Raw genomic sequence first — 16167 nt, 5'->3', positions numbered from 1 at the left:
CTCTGCCGTTCTTAGCGGCCTTTCGCGTCTCCCGGCTAGAGGTCGATGCTCATGCCGTCATGCGCGGCCACGTGGCCGATGCGGTCCAGCCGGCCCAGCATGTCGTCGCTCATATGGGTGAGCACCAGCCGCTTCGGCCTGATAGCATCGAGATGCGCCTCCAGCGTCGCGAGGCTGAGATGGTTCTTCACCGCCTTGTCGTAGGTGTAGGCCTCGGCGATCAGCAGGTCGGCGTCGCGGCCGAGCCGGATCAGGCTGTCGGTCCATTCGGTGTCGGCCGTATAGGCGACGACCTTGCCTTCCGCCTCGATGCGGTAGCCGAGAAACGGCCCTCCGGAGTTGCCGTGCACCACCGCAAACGGCGTCACGCTGATGTCACCGAAGCGCGTCGTCTCCTCGGGCACCAGCTCGATCACCGACAGCTCGAACTTGCGCGGCGTCGTCGACGAATGCTCGAACAGCGCTTCCATCACCTGCGTCAGCCGCGCCGCGATGCCGGCGGGGCCGGCGATCACCAGCGGCGTCGTTCGCCGTAAGAACTGCGCATCGAGCAGCAGGAACGGCAGGCCGGCGAAATGATCACCGTGGAAATGCGTGATCAGGATCAGTTCGATCGCGTTGCAGGCGATGCCGAGCCGCTTCAGCGCCGGCAGCGACGAGGCGCCGCAGTCGATCAGAAGATTGGTGCGCGCCCCCGTCAGATGGAAGCAGGTATTGGACCTGCCGCCCGATCCGAACGCGTCACCGCAGCCGACGAAGCGGAGCTGCATCGGCTGCGTCTCTCAGCGGCCGCGCGGAGCGAACAGCCGCGACAGGAACCAGATCGGGATCACGATGACGGCGCCGAGCAGGAAGTAGCGCCACAGCCAGTTGAAGGCGTCGAAGCCGAGCTCGTACAGCCGGATGAACAGCAGCCGGATGCTATGCAGGATGTTCAGCGGATCGAAGCCGATGGCCGACAGCACCACGCCGACCAGGATCGACAGCAGCACAAGCCGGAACGCCACCGACAGCGGCGAGCCGCCGAGAAAACGGTACAGGCCATCCGAGCTGCGGGCGCGGGCCGGATAGTCCCTGACGTCGTTCGACATGGCATCGTCTCCAGGCGGGTTCGTCGGATTCGCGAGCCCGATTATAAGGCACGGCAGGGCAGGTGGGGAACCCGGCTCAGCACCGCAAGCCGGTTGCCGGCATTTAATGTTCCTCCGCGCTGCCGGACATTCGCGGATCGCCGCGCATTTCAATGCTGTCATGGCCGGGCTTGACCCGGCCATCCATCTTTCGAGTGAGGATGGATGCCCGGGCCTTCGCCGTGCCGAAGCGGCTACGGCCGCGCAGGCGGGTCAAGCCCGGGCATGACGAGTCCCCTATTGTCAGGCCATTTTGGGGTCTAGACACGCGAGACGCTGTCACGCCAGCGCCTCGCTCTTCAGCAGGCGCTCCAGCGTCTCCAGCCGGTCGGCGTCGCGCGGCGGCTTGTCCCAGCGCAGCCGGCTGATGCGCGGAAAGCGCATCGCGATGCCGGATTTGTGCCGCGGCGAGCGCTGCAGGCCCTCGAACGCCACTTCGAGCACAAGGCCCTGCTCGGGCTCGTGCACGACATGCCGCACGGGACCGAACTTCTCGGTGGTGTTGCGGCGGACGAAGCGGTCGATCTGCAGGAGCTCCTCGTCGGTGAAGCCGAAATAGGCCTTGCCGACGGGGACGAGCTGATCGCCGCCGTCTCCTGCCGTCCAGACGCCGAACGTGTAGTCGGAGTAATAGGACGAGCGCTTGCCATGGCCGCGCTGCGCATACATCAGCACGGCATCGATGATGTGCGGATCGTGCTTCCACTTCCACCATTGCCCCTTGGGACGGCCGGGCAGATACAGCGCGTCCCGCCGCTTCAGCATCACGCCTTCGACCGCCTCGGCATCGTCGCCGGCACCGGCCGAGGCGGGATTGGCACGCGCAGCCTTCAGCTCGTCCCAGGTCGCGAACGCAATCGTCGGCGACAGGTCGACGCGCGGGTCATCCAGACGCCGGATGAACGCTTCGAGCCGCTCGCGCCGCTGTTCGAACGGCAGCTCGCGCAGATCGTGCTCCTCATCGCCGAGCAGGTCGTAGGCGCGCAGGTGGATCGGATACTCCTTCATCAGCTTCGGCGACACCGTCTTGCGGTTCAGCCGCTGCTGCAGCACGTTGAAGCTCTGCACGCGACGGTCGCGCACCACCAGCAGCTCCCCGTCGAGCGCGCCGGGCAGATGCAGCGACGGCAGCAGGTCCGGGAAGCTTGCCGTGATGTCCTCGCCGCTGCGCGAATACAGCCGCGTGACGACGCGGCCATCGGCCTCGCGGCCGCTCACTGCCTGCACGCGGATGCCGTCCCATTTCCATTCCGCGATGTAGTCGGCTGCCTTCATGTTGGCGAAGTCGTCGTCGTCGACGGCATGCGCCAGCATCACCGGCCGGAACGGCGCGGGATCGCGATTGACCGGCTTGTCGCCGCGGCCTTCCAGCCAGGCGAACAGGTCGAGATAGGGCGGCGCGAGGCCCGGCCAGATCAGCTCGACCTCGTGCGGGTCCTTGTCGCCGAGGGCGGCGGCCGCGGTCTTGGCGAGGCGCGCGGAGATGCCGATGCGCAACGCGCCGGTGACGAGCTTCAGCAGTGCCCAGCGCCCGGTCTCGTCGAGTTCATCCAGCCATTGCGCGAGCTGCCGCGGCATCTCCGTCTTGCCGAGCGTGCGCAAGGTGGTGACGACCTCGGTCAGCGTCGGCGGTGGCGGGTTGTTGTGGCCTGCGGCGTGCGATCCGGGTGTGTGCGCTTCAGGGAAACCGCCTGTGTGGCACCCCCCTCCCTGACCCTCCCCCACAAGGGGGGAGGGAACGGAGGGAGTGGTGCTCGGAGGAGCAAGAGCACTTTTCGAGCTGCCGTTCGCTATCGAATGAGATGCAAACTCCGGGTCCCACTCGGCTCCCTCCCCCCTTGTGGGGGAGGGCTGGGGAGAGGGGTACCCGGAAACGAGCTGCTCATTAGGAGCGCCCTTCGGCCACATCAGCGCGACCGTCTCCGAGAGATCGCCGACATAGTCATACGACAGCGCGAACAGCGCCGGATCGGTGCGCGCGGCGATCAGGTCGCGGATCAACGCCGGCTTGGCGTGCTTGAACGACAGCGCGCCGGTCAGCGCTGATAGCGCGTAGCCGCGATCGGGGTCCCCGACCTCGCGGAAATACGCCGTCAGCAGCCGCAGCTTGTTGTTGCGGCCGGGCTCGTAGGCGAGGCGGTCGAGCAGCTCGGCGAAGCGGTTCATGCCTCGGCGTCCTCCGTCGCCGCCACTTCGCTCTCCTCCTCGTCGCCGTAGCCGACCAGGTCGAGCGGCCGCGCGGCAAGCCCGCGCGACTGGCACCAATGCACCAGCGCGTCCTCCTGGCCATGGGTGACCCACACTTCGCTTGCGCCGGTCGCCGCGATCGTCGCGGTCAGCCCGGCCCAGTCGGCATGGTCAGAAATCACCAGCGGCAGCTCGATGCCGCGCTGCCGGGCCCTGGCGCGCACCCGCATCCAGCCCGAGGCGAAGGCGGTGACGGGATCGGGAAAGCGCCGGGTCCACAGGTCGGAGGTCGCGCTCGGTGGCGCAAGCGTGATGGTGCCGGCAAGCTCGGCCTTCTTGACGCCCTTCACAGGCCGCAGCTCGCCCAGCGCGATGCCCTTTTCCTGATAGTAGCGCGTGATCTTCTCCATCGCGCCATGCAGGTAGATCGGCCGATCATAGCCGGCCTCGCGGATCAGCGCGATCACGCGCTGCGCCTTGCCGAGCGAATACGCGCCGACCAGATGCGCGCGCTCGGGAAACAGCGCCACCGAGGCCAGCAGCTTGTTGACCTCCAGCGCCGCGTCGCCGTGACGGAAGACGGGCAAGCCGAACGTGGCCTCGGTGATGAAGACGTCGCATTGCACGAGCTCGAACGGCGTACAGGTCGGATCGCGCGCATCCTTGTAGTCGCCGGAGGCGACGATGCAGGTCCCGCCGCGGGACACCTTGATCTGCGCCGAGCCCAGCACATGGCCCGCCGGGTGGAAGCTCACGGTGACGTCGCCGAGCCTGATCTCCTCGCCATAGCCGATCGGCTGCGTGTTGCCGGCAAAATTCTCGCCATAGCGCAGCCGCATGATGTCCAGCGTCTCCTGCGTCGCCAGCACGGCGCCGTGGCCGGCACGGGCATGATCGGAATGGCCGTGGGTGATCAGCGCCCGCTCGACCGGGCGCACGGGATCGATATGAAAGCCGCCGGACTTGCAGCACAGGCCGGACGGAACGGGCAACAGAATGTCTTGCGGGCGCATCAAGTTCATATAGGTCTCGTCAGCCGGATTTTCAGTCTGTCCCATTCCCGGCCGGGATGCGCGGGCTTGACCCGCGCATGCATCTCCTGGAATGACAGCCCGCCCAGACCACGGTTCCAGCATGCCCCACCGTTTCTTCCTCTCCTCCGGCGACCTGATCGCCGACCGCCGCTACGAGTTCGCCCGCGACCTGCAATTGAAGGGCGATCTGGCCGCGGCCGCGGAGGTGATGGAGCAGGCCATCGAGGTCGCGCCGAACTTCGCCTCGGCGTGGTTCGAGCTCGGCCAGATCAGGATTGCGCTCGGCGAAACCGACAAGGCGGTCGCCGCGTTCCAGAACGCCCGGGGCGCCGATCCGGATGACCGCCATGGCGCCGGCGTGCGGCTGATGCAGCTCGGTGCCGCGCCGCTGTCGGATATGCCGAAGGCCTATGTGCAGTCGCTGTTCGACCAATACGCGCCGCGCTTCGAGTCCGAGCTGATCGAGCGGCTCAACTACCGGGCGCCGAACATCCTGTTCAAGGCCGTGCTCGCGGTGCGCGCGGCCGAGCGCAAGCCGGCCTACTTCAAGCGCGCGATCGATCTCGGCTGCGGCACCGGGCTGGGCGCGGCGGCGTTCGCCAAGAATGTCGACAGCATCATCGGGATCGACCTGTCGGCCGGCATGATCGCGGAAGCGCGCGCCACCGGGCTCTATGCCGGGCTCGAGGTCGACGATATGACGGCAGGGCTGGCGCGCCAGGACGATGCGTCTGCGGATCTCATTCTTGCTGCCGATGCGATGGTCTATGTCGGCGACCTCGGCCCGGTGTTGCGCGAGGCGCAACGTGTGCTGATGCCGGGGGGGCTGCTGACCTTCACCGTCGAGACCCATGACGGCGACGGTGTCATCATGGGCAAGGGGCTGCGCTATGCCCATGGCGCGGAATATGTCCGTGGCGTGATTGCGGCCGCGGGATTGAAGCTGGCCCATCTCGCGCCGGCGTCGCCGCGGACCGAGGAGCAATTGCCGGTGCGCGGCCTGGCCGTGGTCGCCACCAGGACTTGAGTCTACACGCTATTGAATGCGCTGCACGCGGCGTCCAATGCGGCAACTTCGCTCTTGCCGCAGCTCTCCCGATGCCAAAAAATGCCGGCAGTCCAGGGAGAGACAAAAATGAAAAAACATCTGACGCGGCGCGATTTCTGCGCCACCGCGCTTGCGACCATCGGCGCCTCGACGATCGCTTCGCCCTATGTCTGGGCCGCCGAAAAGAAGTATGACGCCGGCGCCAGCGATACCGAGATCAGGATCGGCCAGACCATTCCGCATTCCGGCCCGGGTTCGCTGTATGGCGTGCTCGGCCGTGTCGGCGAGGCCTATTTCCAGATGCTGAACGAGCAGGGCGGCATCAACGGGCGCAAGGTCAAGTTCCTGACGATGGACGACGCCTATAGCGCGCCGAAATGCGTCGAGGCGACCCGGCGGCTGGTCGAGCAGGACGAGGTGCTGGCGCTGTACGGCTCGCTCGGCACCGCGCCGCAGACCGCCGTGCACAAATACCTCAACTCCAAGGGCGTGCCGCAGCTCCTGCTCAACACCGGCGCCTCGAAGTGGAACGACCCCAAGAACTACAAATGGACCATGGCCGGCCTGCCGCTGTATCCGACGGAGGCGCGCATCCTCGCCAAGCATGTGCTGAGCGTGAAGCCGGAAGCCAAGATCGGCATCCTCTATCAGAACGACGATTTCGGCCGCGATTTCCTGGGACCGTTCAAGAAGGTGCTGGCCGATGCCGGCGGCAAGGCGCAGGTGATCATGGAGCAGACCTATGATCTCACCGAGCCGACGGTGGACTCCCAGCTCATCAACCTGTCGAAGTCCGGCGCCGACGTGTTCTACAACATCACCACCGGCAAGGCGACGTCGCAGTCGATCCGCAAGGTGGCCGAGCTCGGCTGGAAGCCGCTGCAACTGCTGTCGGCCGGCTCGACCGGCCGCTCGATTCTCTCGGCCGCCGGACTCGAGAACGCCAAGGACATCGTCGCCATCCGCTATTCCAAGGATGCCGGCGTGCCGCAATGGAAGGACGATCCGGACGTCAAGGGTTTCGAGGCGCTGCGCGCCAAGTACCTGCCCACCATCGATCCCGACAACACCATCGCCTATGCCGGCTACGGCCAGGCGGTGTCGATGGGCGAGATCCTGCGCCGCTGCGGCGACATGCTGACCCGCGAGAACGTGCTCAAGCACGCCACGACGCTCGCCGGCTTCCACTCGCCGTTCTTCCTCGATGGCGTCAACTACGCCTACACGCCGGACGACTACACGCCGATGAAGACGCTCTACATCTCGATCTTCGACGGCAAGGACTGGAGCATCTCCGAGAAGCCGATGACGGAGTAGGGATTTTCCCTCCGTCGGATGATGACACCGGAGCTGTCGCCGCACTCTCCGGTGTCGTCCCTGCGAACGCAGGCGTCCCTGCAAGTCATCGTCCCATAAAAGCCGGTGGCTATGGGTCCCAGCGTTCGCAGGGACGACAACGGAGTTTGCTGGGGCGCTGGTGCGCTCCAGCATGGGCTGGGCCGACGGCGGAGGTGGTCGAGGCAGTCGCGTGTTATCGCCCGACCCTCGACGAACCGCGCGTGACTGCCTACCTTCCCCCGGTGCCGCCCCGCGTCTCACCAGTCCCGTCCGACGACGGCGCCGCGCTGCCCGACCATTTCGCAAAATGGTTCGCGGCGCGCGGTTGGGCGCCGCGCGCGCATCAGCTCGCGCTGCTCGACAAGGCGCGGGCCAACCGGTCGGCACTGCTGATCGCCCCGACCGGTGCCGGCAAGACGCTCGCCGGGTTCCTGCCAACCTTGGTGGAATTGGGCTCGGCCTCTGCGTCGAATGACCGATCTGCTCGCGCCAAACAATCCGCTCTCTCCTCTCCCTCCCCCCTTGTGGGGGAGGGGCGGGGAGGGGGGCCTCCGGCGGAAGTATCGATGAGTCCCGCGCCTTCACGCCGGTACGCCTCGCACGAATCCGGCGAGTCCACTGCCGCGGATCCCGATCCTTCGTCTTCGCGAGTAGCAGGAACCAACCCGGCAGCTGCAAAGGTGATTTCAACGGGGCGATCCGTCGTTCGCTCCACCGGCCTGCACACGCTCTACATCTCGCCGCTCAAGGCGCTCGCGGTCGACATCGCGCGCAATCTCGAGGCGCCGATCTCCGAGATGGGCCTGCCGATCAAGGTCGAGACCCGCACCGGCGACACGCCGGTGTCGCGCCGGCAGCGGCAGCGCCGCTATCCGCCGGACATTTTGCTGACCACACCCGAGCAGATGGCGCTGCTGCTGTCGTCGGACGATGCGCCGTTCCTGTTTTCCTCGCTGAAGCGCGTCGTGCTCGACGAGCTGCACGCGCTGGTCACCTCCAAGCGCGGCGATCTCTTGTCGCTCGCGCTGGCACGGCTGTGGCGGCTCGCGCCGGACATGCGCATGATCGGCCTGTCGGCGACGGTCGCCGAGCCCGAGCAGCTCGCGCGCTTCCTGGTGCCGCAGCCGCGCGGCGGCATCGCTGCGGCCGATGTCGTGGTCGCCGGCGGCGCCGCACCGCCGGTCGTCGAGATGCTCGACACCCAGGAGCGGTTGCCCTGGGCCGGCCACAGCGCGCGCCACGCGCTGGCCGAGATGTACGAGCTGATCAAGAAGAACAAGACCACGCTCGTGTTCGTCAACACCCGCAGTCAGGCCGAGATGCTGTTCCAGGAATTCTGGCGCATCAACGACGACAACCTCGCCATTGCCCTGCATCACGGCTCGCTCGACGTCGCACAGCGCCGCAAGGTCGAGGACGCGATGTCGGCCGGCCGGCTGCGCGGCGTCGTCTGCACCTCCTCGCTCGATCTCGGCGTCGACTGGGGCGACGTCGACCTCGTCATCAATGTCGGCGCGCCCAAGGGCTGCTCGCGGCTGATGCAGCGGATCGGCCGCGCCAATCACCGGCTCGACGAGGCCTCGCGCGCGGTGCTGGTGCCGGCCAACCGCTTCGAGGTGCTGGAATGCTCGGTGGCGATCGACGCCATCGCCGACAACGCGCAGGACACGCCGCCGCTGCGCATTGGCGCGCTCGACGTGCTGGCCCAGCACGTGCTCGGCTGCGCCTGCGCCGAGCCGTTTCTCAGCGACGAACTCTATGCGGAGGTGATCACCACCGCGCCCTATGCGTCGCTGTCGCGGGCCGATTTCGACGACGTCGTCGACTTCGTCGCCACCGGCGGCTACGCGCTGAAGACCTATGAGCGGTTCGCGCGCATCAAGCAGGATGCGAAGGGCCGCTGGCGCGTCGCCAATCCCAAGGTGCGGCAGAGCTATCGCCTGAACGTCGGCACCATCGTCGAAGAAGCGATGCTGAAGGTGCGGCTGGTGCGCGCGCGCGGCGGCGGCACGGGAGCGACCGGCGCGATCGCGCGCGGCGGCCGGCTGCTCGGCGAGATCGAGGAGGCGTTCATCGAAGGCCTCACGCTCGGCGACACTTTCGTGTTCAGCGGCGAGATCGTGCGCTACGAGGCGCTGGCCGAGGACCAGGTCTATGTCAGCAGGGCCAACGACTCCGATCCGAAGGTGCCGTCCTATATGGGCGGCAAGTTTCCGCTGTCGACCTATCTCGCCGAGCGCGTGCGCGGCCTGCTCGACGACCGCACGGCCTGGAGCGCGTTGCCGGAGCAGGTGCGCGACTGGCTGTCGTTGCAGAAGGACGTGTCGCGCATCCCGGCCCGGCGCGAGCTGCTCGTCGAGACCTTTCCGCGCTCCAACAAGCACTACATCGTCTGCTATCCGTTCGAAGGCCGGCTCGCGCATCAGACGCTCGGCATGCTGCTGACGCGCCGGCTCGAGCGGGCGCGCGCCCGGCCGCTCGGCTTCGTCGCCAATGAATATGCGCTTGCGGTGTGGGGGCTCGGCGACATGTCGCTGATGGTCAAGCAGGGGCGGCTCGACCTCGCCAAGCTGTTCGACCCGGATATGCTCGGCGACGATCTCGAAGCCTGGCTCGCCGAATCCGCACTGATGAAGCGCACGTTCCGCGCCTGCGCCATCATTTCCGGCCTGATCGCGCGGCGGTCGACCACCGAAGAGAAGACCCGCCGCCAGGTGCTGTTCTCGACCGATCTGGTCTACGACGTGCTGCGCCGGCATCAGCCCGATCACATGCTGTTGCGCGCGGCGCGCGCCGATGCCGCCACCGGCCTGCTCGATCTGAAGCGACTCGGTGATATGCTCCAGCGCATCGAGGGACGAATCACCCATCGGGAACTCGATCGCGTCTCGCCGCTGGCGGTGCCGGTGATGCTGGAAATCGGCCGCGAATCCGTCTATGGCGAGGCCGCCGACGAGCTCCTGGCCGAGGCTGCCGAGGAACTCGTGAAGGAAGCGATGGGGTAGAAGCGAGGCGGACTTGCGGGGGACTTTCTGTGCATCGGGCATGATGGACGTCGCCGGCGCCGCGCTGCGCGTCGATCTCTCCGGCGCGCTGGTGTGGGACGAGCAGCGCCTGCTCGTCGTCTCCGATCTGCATCTTGAAAAGGGCTCGAGCTACGCCTCGCGCGGCACGCTGCTGCCGCCGTTCGATACCGTCGCGACCCTCAATCGCCTCACAGCCGTGATCGCCCACTACAATCCGCGCATCGTGATCGCGCTCGGCGACAGTTTTCACGATCGCGACGCGCATACGCGCCTGACCGGCGACGATCGCGCCTGCATCGCCAACCTCCAGGTTGGCCGCGACTGGGTCTGGATCACGGGCAACCACGATCCGGCGCCGCGCGGCATCGGCGGCGAGGTGGTCGACGCGATCACGATCGGCGCGATCAGCTTCCGCCACGAGCCGACCGGCGCGCGCGGCGAGATCGCCGGCCATCTGCATCCCAAGGCGCGGGTGGCGACGCGGGCGCGCACTTTGGAGCGGCGCTGCTTCGTCTCCGACGGCGAGCGCGCCGTGATGCCGGCGTTCGGCGCCTATGCCGGCGGCCTGAGCGTGCGCGACGCAGCCTTTGCCAAGCTGTTTCCCAAGCGTGCCTTCATCGCGCATGTGCTGGGCGATACCAGGCTGCACAGCATCGCCGCGGCGCGGTGTTATTAGTTGGATGGTGGAAATTCATTAGTTGGATTGGTGATCAGAGGTCGAACGGATCATTCGAAGTTGGACTGATCATGCCCCTCGCGCGCACCGCTGCGCCCTCTCCCCCGCGTGCGGGGGAGAGTTGGAGAGGGGGCGCCACGTGCAGCGCTGCTGGAGCGGCCCCCTCCCTAGCCCTCCCCCGCAAGCGGTAGAGGGGACGCACCGCCGTCGTGGCGGCAGAGTGGCAGGAGGGGTAGACAGATGCTCGTCACGCCGCCTTCGTCTGCACCTTCTCGCAGAACTTGGCCAGCCGGTCCGCGAGCCGCAGCGTCGCCGGGCTGGCGTCGGGCGAGGCGAGCAGCGCGACCTCGGTGCGGTCGATCGGCGCAAAGCCTTCGCGGGCCGTCAGCACGCGGTGCTCCGACTGCACGGACATCTCGGACAGAATGCTCAGCCCCATGCCGGCGGCGACCGCGGCCTGGATGCCGGCGAGGCTCGACGAGGTGTAGGCCATGTGCCAGGCGCGTCCCTCGCTCTCCAGCGCATGGATCGCGCGGGTGCGATAGATGCAGCCGAGCGGGAAGCCGATCAGCGGCAGCGAGCGGGCCTCGAGGCTGACCGGATGGCTCTTGCTGGTCACCCAATAGACCTGCTCCGGCCATGCTGCGATCGCCGCCGTGCTGTCGTCGACGCCGCGCTTGAGTAGCGCCAGGTCGAGGTCGCCGCGCTCGATGTCGCGCTTGAGGTTGAGGCTCTGGTCGGCGCGCACGTCGAGCCGCAGATCGGGGTGGGCGCGCGAGAATGCAGCCAGCAGCTTGGCGAGCCGATAGGCGGCGAAGTCCTCGGGAATGCCGAGCTTCACCGCGCCGGCCGGACCCGGACGTGCCACGACGTCGCGGGCCTCCTCCGCAAGCGCGAGCAGGCGGCGGGCATAGGACAACAGCCGCTCGCCGGCCTCGGTCGGCGTGACCTCGCGGCCGTCGCGGTTGAGCAGCGTCTGGCCGAGATCGTCCTCGAGCCGCCGGATCTGCTGGCTGATGGTCGACTGCGTACGGTGGACGCGCTCGCCCGCGCGGGTGAAGCCGCCGGCCTCGACCACCGAGACGAAGCTGCGCAACAGGTCCAGATCGAGCATTCCTGGCCTCCATTTGGAAAACCACTGAGTTTCAGTCTATCATTTAATTTCCAGATGGGAAAGAACAGCCCTACATCGAGGACGAAGGAGATCCCCGATGTCGTCCCTATCCTCCGTTGCGGTGACCCCCGTGAAGTCGAACCTGCTGCCGCTCGAGATCGGCCTGTTCTGCCTGCTGTGGAGCTTTGCCTTCGTCGCCGGCAAGATCGGCGTCACCTATTGTCCGCCGCTCCTGCTGCTCGCGGCGCGGTTCTCGCTCGCCGGCGTGCTCATTCTCGCGGTGCCGGCTATCCGGGGCGAGCTGCGCATGAGCTGGCGCGATGCGGCGGTGTTCGCGATCATCGGCATCGCCAACAACGCACTCTATCTCGGCCTCGGCTATACCGGCTTGCAGACGGTGTCGGCGGGGCTCGGCGGCCTGATCGTCTCGGCCAATCCGGTGTTCACCGCGGTGTTCGCCGCGCTGCTGCTCGGCGAGCCGCTGACCCTGCGCAAGATCGCGGGCCTCGCGCTCGGCACCATCGGCGTCGCCATGATCGTCTGGCACCGCATGTCCGTCGGCACCGACCACCTCGAAGGCATCCTCTATACGCTGGCGGCGCTGGCCTCGATCGTCACCGGCACCATCCTCTTCAAGCAGCTCGCGCCGAAGGGCAGCCTGTGGGTCGGCAACGGAATCCAGAACCTCTCCGCCGGGCTGGTGCTGTGGCCGGTGGCGCTCGGCGCATCACATGTGGATGCGATCGTGCTGAATGCGCAACTGATCGGTGCGTTCGCCTTCCTGGTGCTCGGCGGCTCGATCCTCGCCTACGTGCTCTGGTTTCACCTCCTGAAGGTCTGCGGTGCGACCGCCGCCAGCGCCTATCACTTCGTGATGCCGCCGCTGGCGATGATCTTCGCCTTCGTGGTGCTCGGCGAGCACGTGGCGCTGCAGGATCTGCTCGGCGTCATACCCGTCGCGCTCGGGATCTATCTGGTCACGCGGGCGCCGGCCCGCACGGTGGGAGCACAAGCATGAGCGTTGCGATCACCCTGATCGGCGGCCCGACCGCCCTGATCGAAATCGACGGTTTCCGCCTGCTGACCGATCCGACCTTCGACGATCCCGGCACATATCAGCTGCCGCACGTCACCCTGGAGAAGCTCTCGCGACCGGCGCTGACGGCAGATGCGGTCGGCGACGTCGACGCAGTGCTGCTCAGCCATGATCAGCATTCCGACAATCTCGATCATGGCGGACGGGCCTTCCTGTCCCGTGCGCGGCGCGTGCTGACCACCGAGATCGGTGCAATACGGCTCGGGGCGTCAGCCGAAGGGCTCGCGCCCTGGAGCGAAACCGAGCTGACGAAGAATGGCAGGTCGTTGAAGGTTGTGGCAACCCCGGCGCGCCACGGTCCGGCCGGCATCGAGCCGGTCGCGGGCGATGTCATCGGATTCGTGCTGCAGTCGAAAGGGTCTGCGCCGATCTATGTCAGCGGCGACACCGTGTTCTACGACGGCGTCGCCGAGGTGGCGCGGCGCTTTCGTGCGGGAATCGTGCTGCCGTTTGCTGGCGCGGCGCAGACGCGCGGGCCGTTCCACCTGACCATGGACACCAACGACACGATCGAGACGGCCCGGGTGTTTTCTGACGCGCTGATCGTTCCCGTCCACACCGATGGCTGGGCACATTTCCGGCAGAGCGCGCAGGACCTGCGCAACACGTTCGACGTACTCGGCTTCGGGGCGCGGCTGAAGCTGCTGGAGCCAGGTGTGCGGACGGTGATCGAACGCTGACCTCGCACAGCGACTAGTCCCTTCGGAACACGATCGACGCCATCCATCCCGTCATCAGCGCCATCGCGGCGGTGACCAGGCCATAGACGAAGCCGTTCTGCTTGGCGGAGGCCGCGACGAACTGCTCGAAGCCGACCTTGACGATCTCGAACGCAGTCTCGGTCTTGGTGACCAGCGCGCCGTCGGCGAGCAGCTTGATCTCGACCTCGTAGGTGCCGATCGGGACCGCAGCGGGCAACGGGATTCCGGTGCGGAACAGCGTCGGCGTGAGGAAGGTCACCGCGGACGTATCCTCGCGGTACAGGCCGTGCTGCGACTGCAGCCGCACGAAGGCGCTGCGGAACGCGTCGTTCGGGACGACATCGGCATAGTCTGGACCGACGCGCTGCGTGAGCAGCACGTTGTTGAGTCCGAGCTGCTGCCGGCGCAGCACCTCGGGCGCGGCCATCGCATCGAAGGGGCGGTTGGCGAACAGCGCCAGATAGCCGGGCACTTTCAGGAACTGGCGGGAGTCGGTGTTGATCCAGATGCCGAACTTTCGTTCCTTGCGTCGCGTCACCATGTCGGCCCGCGGTCCGCGGACGGTGACGACGAGGTCATAGGCGGTGCGGCCCGGCGGCGTCTGGATGTCCTTCTCGACCGAGCCGAACAGCACCAGCTCCTCGCCGGAATAGTTCGGCGTCACCGTCACGCGATGGTTGGAGACCGAGACGATCAGGCGCTCGGCGCGTGCGGATGCGGCGCCGGCCAGCAGCAGCATGACGATAAGGCTGGCGAGGCGGAGCGGCGTCATTGGCTGATCTCGGTCTCGCGGATCGTGAACAGGTCGTCGGGCTTGATCACGAGCTCGATCGCGAACCGGATGCCGACGGCGAGGATCAGCAGGCCGAGCAGCAGCCGCAACTGCTCGCCGCGGATCATCTGGCCGGCGCGAGCCCCGAACTGCGCGCCCGTGACGCCGCCGACCATCAGGATCAGCGCCAGCACGGCGTCGACCAGATGATTGCTCATCGCGTGCAGCATGGTCGCGATCATCATGGTCGCGAGCGTCAGGACCATCGAGGTGCCGATGACGGTCGAGGTCGGCACACGCAGCAGGTAGATCAGCAGGGGCACCAGAATGAAGCCGCCGCCGATGCCCATCACGGCGCCGAGGAAGCCGATGATCAGACCGATGGCGATCACCGGAATGACGGAGACGTAGATCTTCGAGCGCTTGAAGCGCATCTTCAGCGGCAGGCCATGAATCCAGACATGGCTGCCCGGACGCCGCACGGTCGCGACCGCGCCCTGGCGCGCGCGCATCATCGCGCGCAGGCCTTCCCAGAACATCGTGCCGCCGACGCTCGTCAGCAGCGCGACATAGGACAGCGCGATCATCAGATCGAGCTGGCCGAGCGACCGCAGCAGGGTGAAGGTGGCGACGCCGAGCCCCGTGCCGAGCGCGCCGCCGATCATCAACACCGAGGCCAGCGAGGGATCGATGGCGCGCCGCCGCCAATAGGACAGCGCGCCGGAGAACGACGAGGCGGCGATGTGGCTGGAGACCGAGGCGACCGCAACTGCTGGGGTGATGCCGACGAAGATCAGGAGCGGCGTCATCAGGAACCCGCCGCCGATGCCGAACATGCCGGAGACGAAGCCGACGGCCGCGCCCATCGCCAGCAACAGGAAGATGTTGACCGGGATGTCGGCGATCGGAAGATAAATCTGCATCCGCGCGGCCTCTGCCATCCTTCGAGCGAGCATCCCGCGCATGCCATGCAGGACGCCAAGCTCCTGCATAACCGAAAATCGCAGCGAAGGGATCAGTCATTCCCGCCCGAAGTCACATCCGCCGACGCCGAGCGTGGGGTTCTGAGGGCTCGGTCAAAGGGCCTTGAGCTGCGCGGTCACCAGCCTCATGGCCTCGGCATCGCTCGGATCGAGCCAGCGGATGTCGCGGGTCTGCGACATCGCCTCGATGACCTGCGACGATACGCCCATGCGCGTCATGTAGCCGAGGATGGCACCGGTGACGCGCTGGGTGTCGGCGACCGCGTCAGCGCCGCGGGCCTCAGACGTGAAGCGGTGCACGCCGAGCGCCGAACCATCGAGGCCGTAGCGGGTCTGCCCGCCGGCAAAGGCGAACACGCAGGCGCTGGCGCAGAAGCCCGGACGGATGCGGCCGCCGTTGTCGGCCACGCCGACGGCGGTCGCGAGTCCGTGGGCGCGGATGATCTCGCCCATCAGCACCCCCTGGTCGAGGTTGCCACCGGGCGAGGACAGCAGGATCACGTCACCCGGCTTGAGACGGGCCTCGCTGATCCGCTCACGCAGCCAGCCGGCCGCCGCTGGTCCGATGGGGCCGCTGACGGCGAGCACGGCGCGCCTGTCGCCCAGCCCGGCAAGGACGGGGTCGGCGACCAGCGCCGCCGACAGACTTGGCGAAATGTACTGATCCTTCCAGAACGACCAGGCGTCAGGCCGCGACAGGTCGCGGTAGGCGCGAATGCCCCCGCCGAGCACGATTGCAACGAAGAAGATGACGGTAGCCAGCCGGCGCCATCGGAACGCCGCAGGATAGCCGTCGGTCACGTGCTGCATTCGTTGGCGAGGAGGCGGAGCAGCGGCGACGTTCGCCGTGGTCCGCGGCGGCACGCGGGGCCCCGTCGGCGACTGCAGGAAGTGCGCGCCGTCCTGTTGTTCGTTCCCCGCTGACACCTGTCGATGCTCCTCGCGGCGCTCGTGATGATCCGCCGCGACAACCTATATCGATCGACCGCGCGACACTATGGCGGCGCGATCGCAAGCCGGGAGGATTTTTTTGGGCTGCGCGCGAGCGCTCGTCCATGTCGA

14 protein-coding genes are annotated in these 16167 nt (G+C 67.2%); 6 read left to right on the top strand and 8 right to left on the bottom strand.

Features of this window, described 5'->3' with window-relative positions; all coding sequences use genetic code 11:
• Positions 1 to 35: 35 nt before the first annotated feature.
• The 4 genes from QX128_RS09625 to QX128_RS09610 form a co-directional block, all read right to left on the bottom strand.
• Complete coding sequence (locus QX128_RS09625) at positions 36 to 770, bottom strand: MBL fold metallo-hydrolase (RefSeq protein WP_316237340.1); 735 nt, start codon at positions 768 to 770, stop codon at positions 36 to 38.
• A gap of 12 nt (positions 771 to 782) precedes the next feature.
• Entirely contained in the window at positions 783 to 1091 is a 309-nt protein-coding gene (locus QX128_RS09620) for a DUF6460 domain-containing protein (RefSeq protein ID WP_315801566.1), read from the bottom strand.
• Positions 1092 to 1409: 318 nt separating this feature from the next.
• A complete protein-coding gene (locus QX128_RS09615) occupies positions 1410 to 3296 on the bottom strand; it encodes an ATP-dependent DNA ligase (RefSeq protein ID WP_316237339.1) in 1887 nt (628 codons plus the stop codon).
• Positions 3293 to 4330, bottom strand: coding sequence for a ligase-associated DNA damage response exonuclease (locus QX128_RS09610; RefSeq protein ID WP_410053143.1), 1038 nt, complete (start codon positions 4328 to 4330; stop codon positions 3293 to 3295). The genes QX128_RS09615 and QX128_RS09610 overlap by 4 nt, the downstream gene beginning before the upstream one ends.
• Positions 4331 to 4451: 121 nt before the next feature.
• On the opposite strand from QX128_RS09610, the gene QX128_RS09605 reads away from it, so the two are divergent.
• From QX128_RS09605 to pdeM, 4 genes are all read left to right on the top strand, one after another.
• Positions 4452 to 5378: a class I SAM-dependent DNA methyltransferase gene (locus QX128_RS09605; RefSeq protein WP_315801563.1), complete on the top strand. Its 927-nt coding sequence runs from the start codon at positions 4452 to 4454 to the stop codon at positions 5376 to 5378.
• Positions 5379 to 5486: 108 nt separating this feature from the next.
• The gene (locus tag QX128_RS09600) at positions 5487 to 6716 is read left to right on the top strand and encodes an ABC transporter substrate-binding protein (protein ID WP_316237337.1); all 1230 of its coding nucleotides are present in this window, start codon (positions 5487 to 5489) and stop codon (positions 6714 to 6716) included.
• 263 nt (positions 6717 to 6979) lie between these two features.
• Positions 6980 to 9742, top strand: a complete 2763-nt coding sequence (locus QX128_RS09595) for a ligase-associated DNA damage response DEXH box helicase (RefSeq protein ID WP_316237380.1) — start codon at positions 6980 to 6982, stop codon at positions 9740 to 9742.
• A gap of 43 nt (positions 9743 to 9785) precedes the next feature.
• Positions 9786 to 10439, top strand: coding sequence for a ligase-associated DNA damage response endonuclease PdeM (gene pdeM / locus QX128_RS09590; protein WP_316237379.1), 654 nt, complete (start codon positions 9786 to 9788; stop codon positions 10437 to 10439).
• Between the two features lie 247 nt (positions 10440 to 10686).
• On the opposite strand, the gene QX128_RS09585 is transcribed toward pdeM, so the two are convergent.
• Entirely contained in the window at positions 10687 to 11553 is an 867-nt protein-coding gene (locus tag QX128_RS09585; RefSeq protein WP_316237336.1) for a LysR family transcriptional regulator, read from the bottom strand.
• Between the two features lie 97 nt (positions 11554 to 11650).
• Between QX128_RS09585 and QX128_RS09580 the strand changes: the two genes are divergently transcribed.
• Together QX128_RS09580 and QX128_RS09575 are read left to right on the top strand one after the other, a co-directional pair.
• A complete protein-coding gene (locus QX128_RS09580) occupies positions 11651 to 12571 on the top strand; it encodes a DMT family transporter (protein WP_316237335.1) in 921 nt (306 codons plus the stop codon).
• The gene (locus QX128_RS09575; RefSeq protein ID WP_315801559.1) at positions 12568 to 13329 is read left to right on the top strand and encodes an MBL fold metallo-hydrolase; all 762 of its coding nucleotides are present in this window, start codon (positions 12568 to 12570) and stop codon (positions 13327 to 13329) included. Before QX128_RS09580 ends, QX128_RS09575 begins: the two co-directional genes overlap by 4 nt.
• A gap of 13 nt (positions 13330 to 13342) precedes the next feature.
• On the opposite strand, the gene QX128_RS09570 is transcribed toward QX128_RS09575, so the two are convergent.
• The 3 genes from QX128_RS09570 to QX128_RS09560 form a co-directional block, all read right to left on the bottom strand.
• Positions 13343 to 14122 (bottom strand): TIGR02186 family protein, encoded by a 780-nt coding sequence (locus QX128_RS09570; protein WP_315801558.1) that lies wholly within the window; start codon positions 14120 to 14122, stop codon positions 13343 to 13345.
• Positions 14119 to 15045: a sulfite exporter TauE/SafE family protein gene (locus QX128_RS09565; protein WP_316181963.1), complete on the bottom strand. Its 927-nt coding sequence runs from the start codon at positions 15043 to 15045 to the stop codon at positions 14119 to 14121. The genes QX128_RS09570 and QX128_RS09565 overlap by 4 nt, the downstream gene beginning before the upstream one ends.
• A gap of 153 nt (positions 15046 to 15198) precedes the next feature.
• Positions 15199 to 16032 (bottom strand): hypothetical protein, encoded by an 834-nt coding sequence (locus tag QX128_RS09560; protein WP_316237334.1) that lies wholly within the window; start codon positions 16030 to 16032, stop codon positions 15199 to 15201.
• Positions 16033 to 16167 lie beyond the last annotated feature (135 nt).

Origin of the sequence: Bradyrhizobium sp. SZCCHNR1015 (assembly GCF_032489875.1) — a bacterium.
GTDB lineage: Bacteria > Pseudomonadota > Alphaproteobacteria > Rhizobiales > Xanthobacteraceae > Bradyrhizobium.
The sequence above is the reverse complement of the archived record's forward strand: the minus strand, read 5'-3'. Positions and strand labels throughout refer to the sequence as shown.

Bases quoted from the DNA above. Each gene is read 5' to 3' on its own strand.
- QX128_RS09625 (WP_316237340.1), bottom strand. From the start codon at position 770: ATGCAGCTCCGCTTCGTCGGCTGCGGTGACGCGTTCGGATCGGGCGGC.
- QX128_RS09620 (WP_315801566.1), bottom strand. From the start codon at position 1,091: ATGTCGAACGACGTCAGGGACTATCCGGCCCGCGCCCGCAGCTCGGAT.
- QX128_RS09615 (WP_316237339.1), bottom strand. From the start codon at position 3,296: ATGAACCGCTTCGCCGAGCTGCTCGACCGCCTCGCCTACGAGCCCGGC.
- QX128_RS09610 (WP_410053143.1), bottom strand. From the start codon at position 4,330: ATGCGCCCGCAAGACATTCTGTTGCCCGTTCCGTCCGGCCTGTGCTGC.
- QX128_RS09605 (WP_315801563.1), top strand. From the start codon at position 4,452: ATGCCCCACCGTTTCTTCCTCTCCTCCGGCGACCTGATCGCCGACCGC.
- QX128_RS09600 (WP_316237337.1), top strand. From the start codon at position 5,487: ATGAAAAAACATCTGACGCGGCGCGATTTCTGCGCCACCGCGCTTGCG.
- pdeM (WP_316237379.1), top strand. From the start codon at position 9,786: ATGGACGTCGCCGGCGCCGCGCTGCGCGTCGATCTCTCCGGCGCGCTG.
- QX128_RS09585 (WP_316237336.1), bottom strand. From the start codon at position 11,553: ATGCTCGATCTGGACCTGTTGCGCAGCTTCGTCTCGGTGGTCGAGGCC.
- QX128_RS09580 (WP_316237335.1), top strand. From the start codon at position 11,651: ATGTCGTCCCTATCCTCCGTTGCGGTGACCCCCGTGAAGTCGAACCTG.
- QX128_RS09575 (WP_315801559.1), top strand. From the start codon at position 12,568: ATGAGCGTTGCGATCACCCTGATCGGCGGCCCGACCGCCCTGATCGAA.
- QX128_RS09570 (WP_315801558.1), bottom strand. From the start codon at position 14,122: ATGACGCCGCTCCGCCTCGCCAGCCTTATCGTCATGCTGCTGCTGGCC.
- QX128_RS09565 (WP_316181963.1), bottom strand. From the start codon at position 15,045: ATGCAGATTTATCTTCCGATCGCCGACATCCCGGTCAACATCTTCCTG.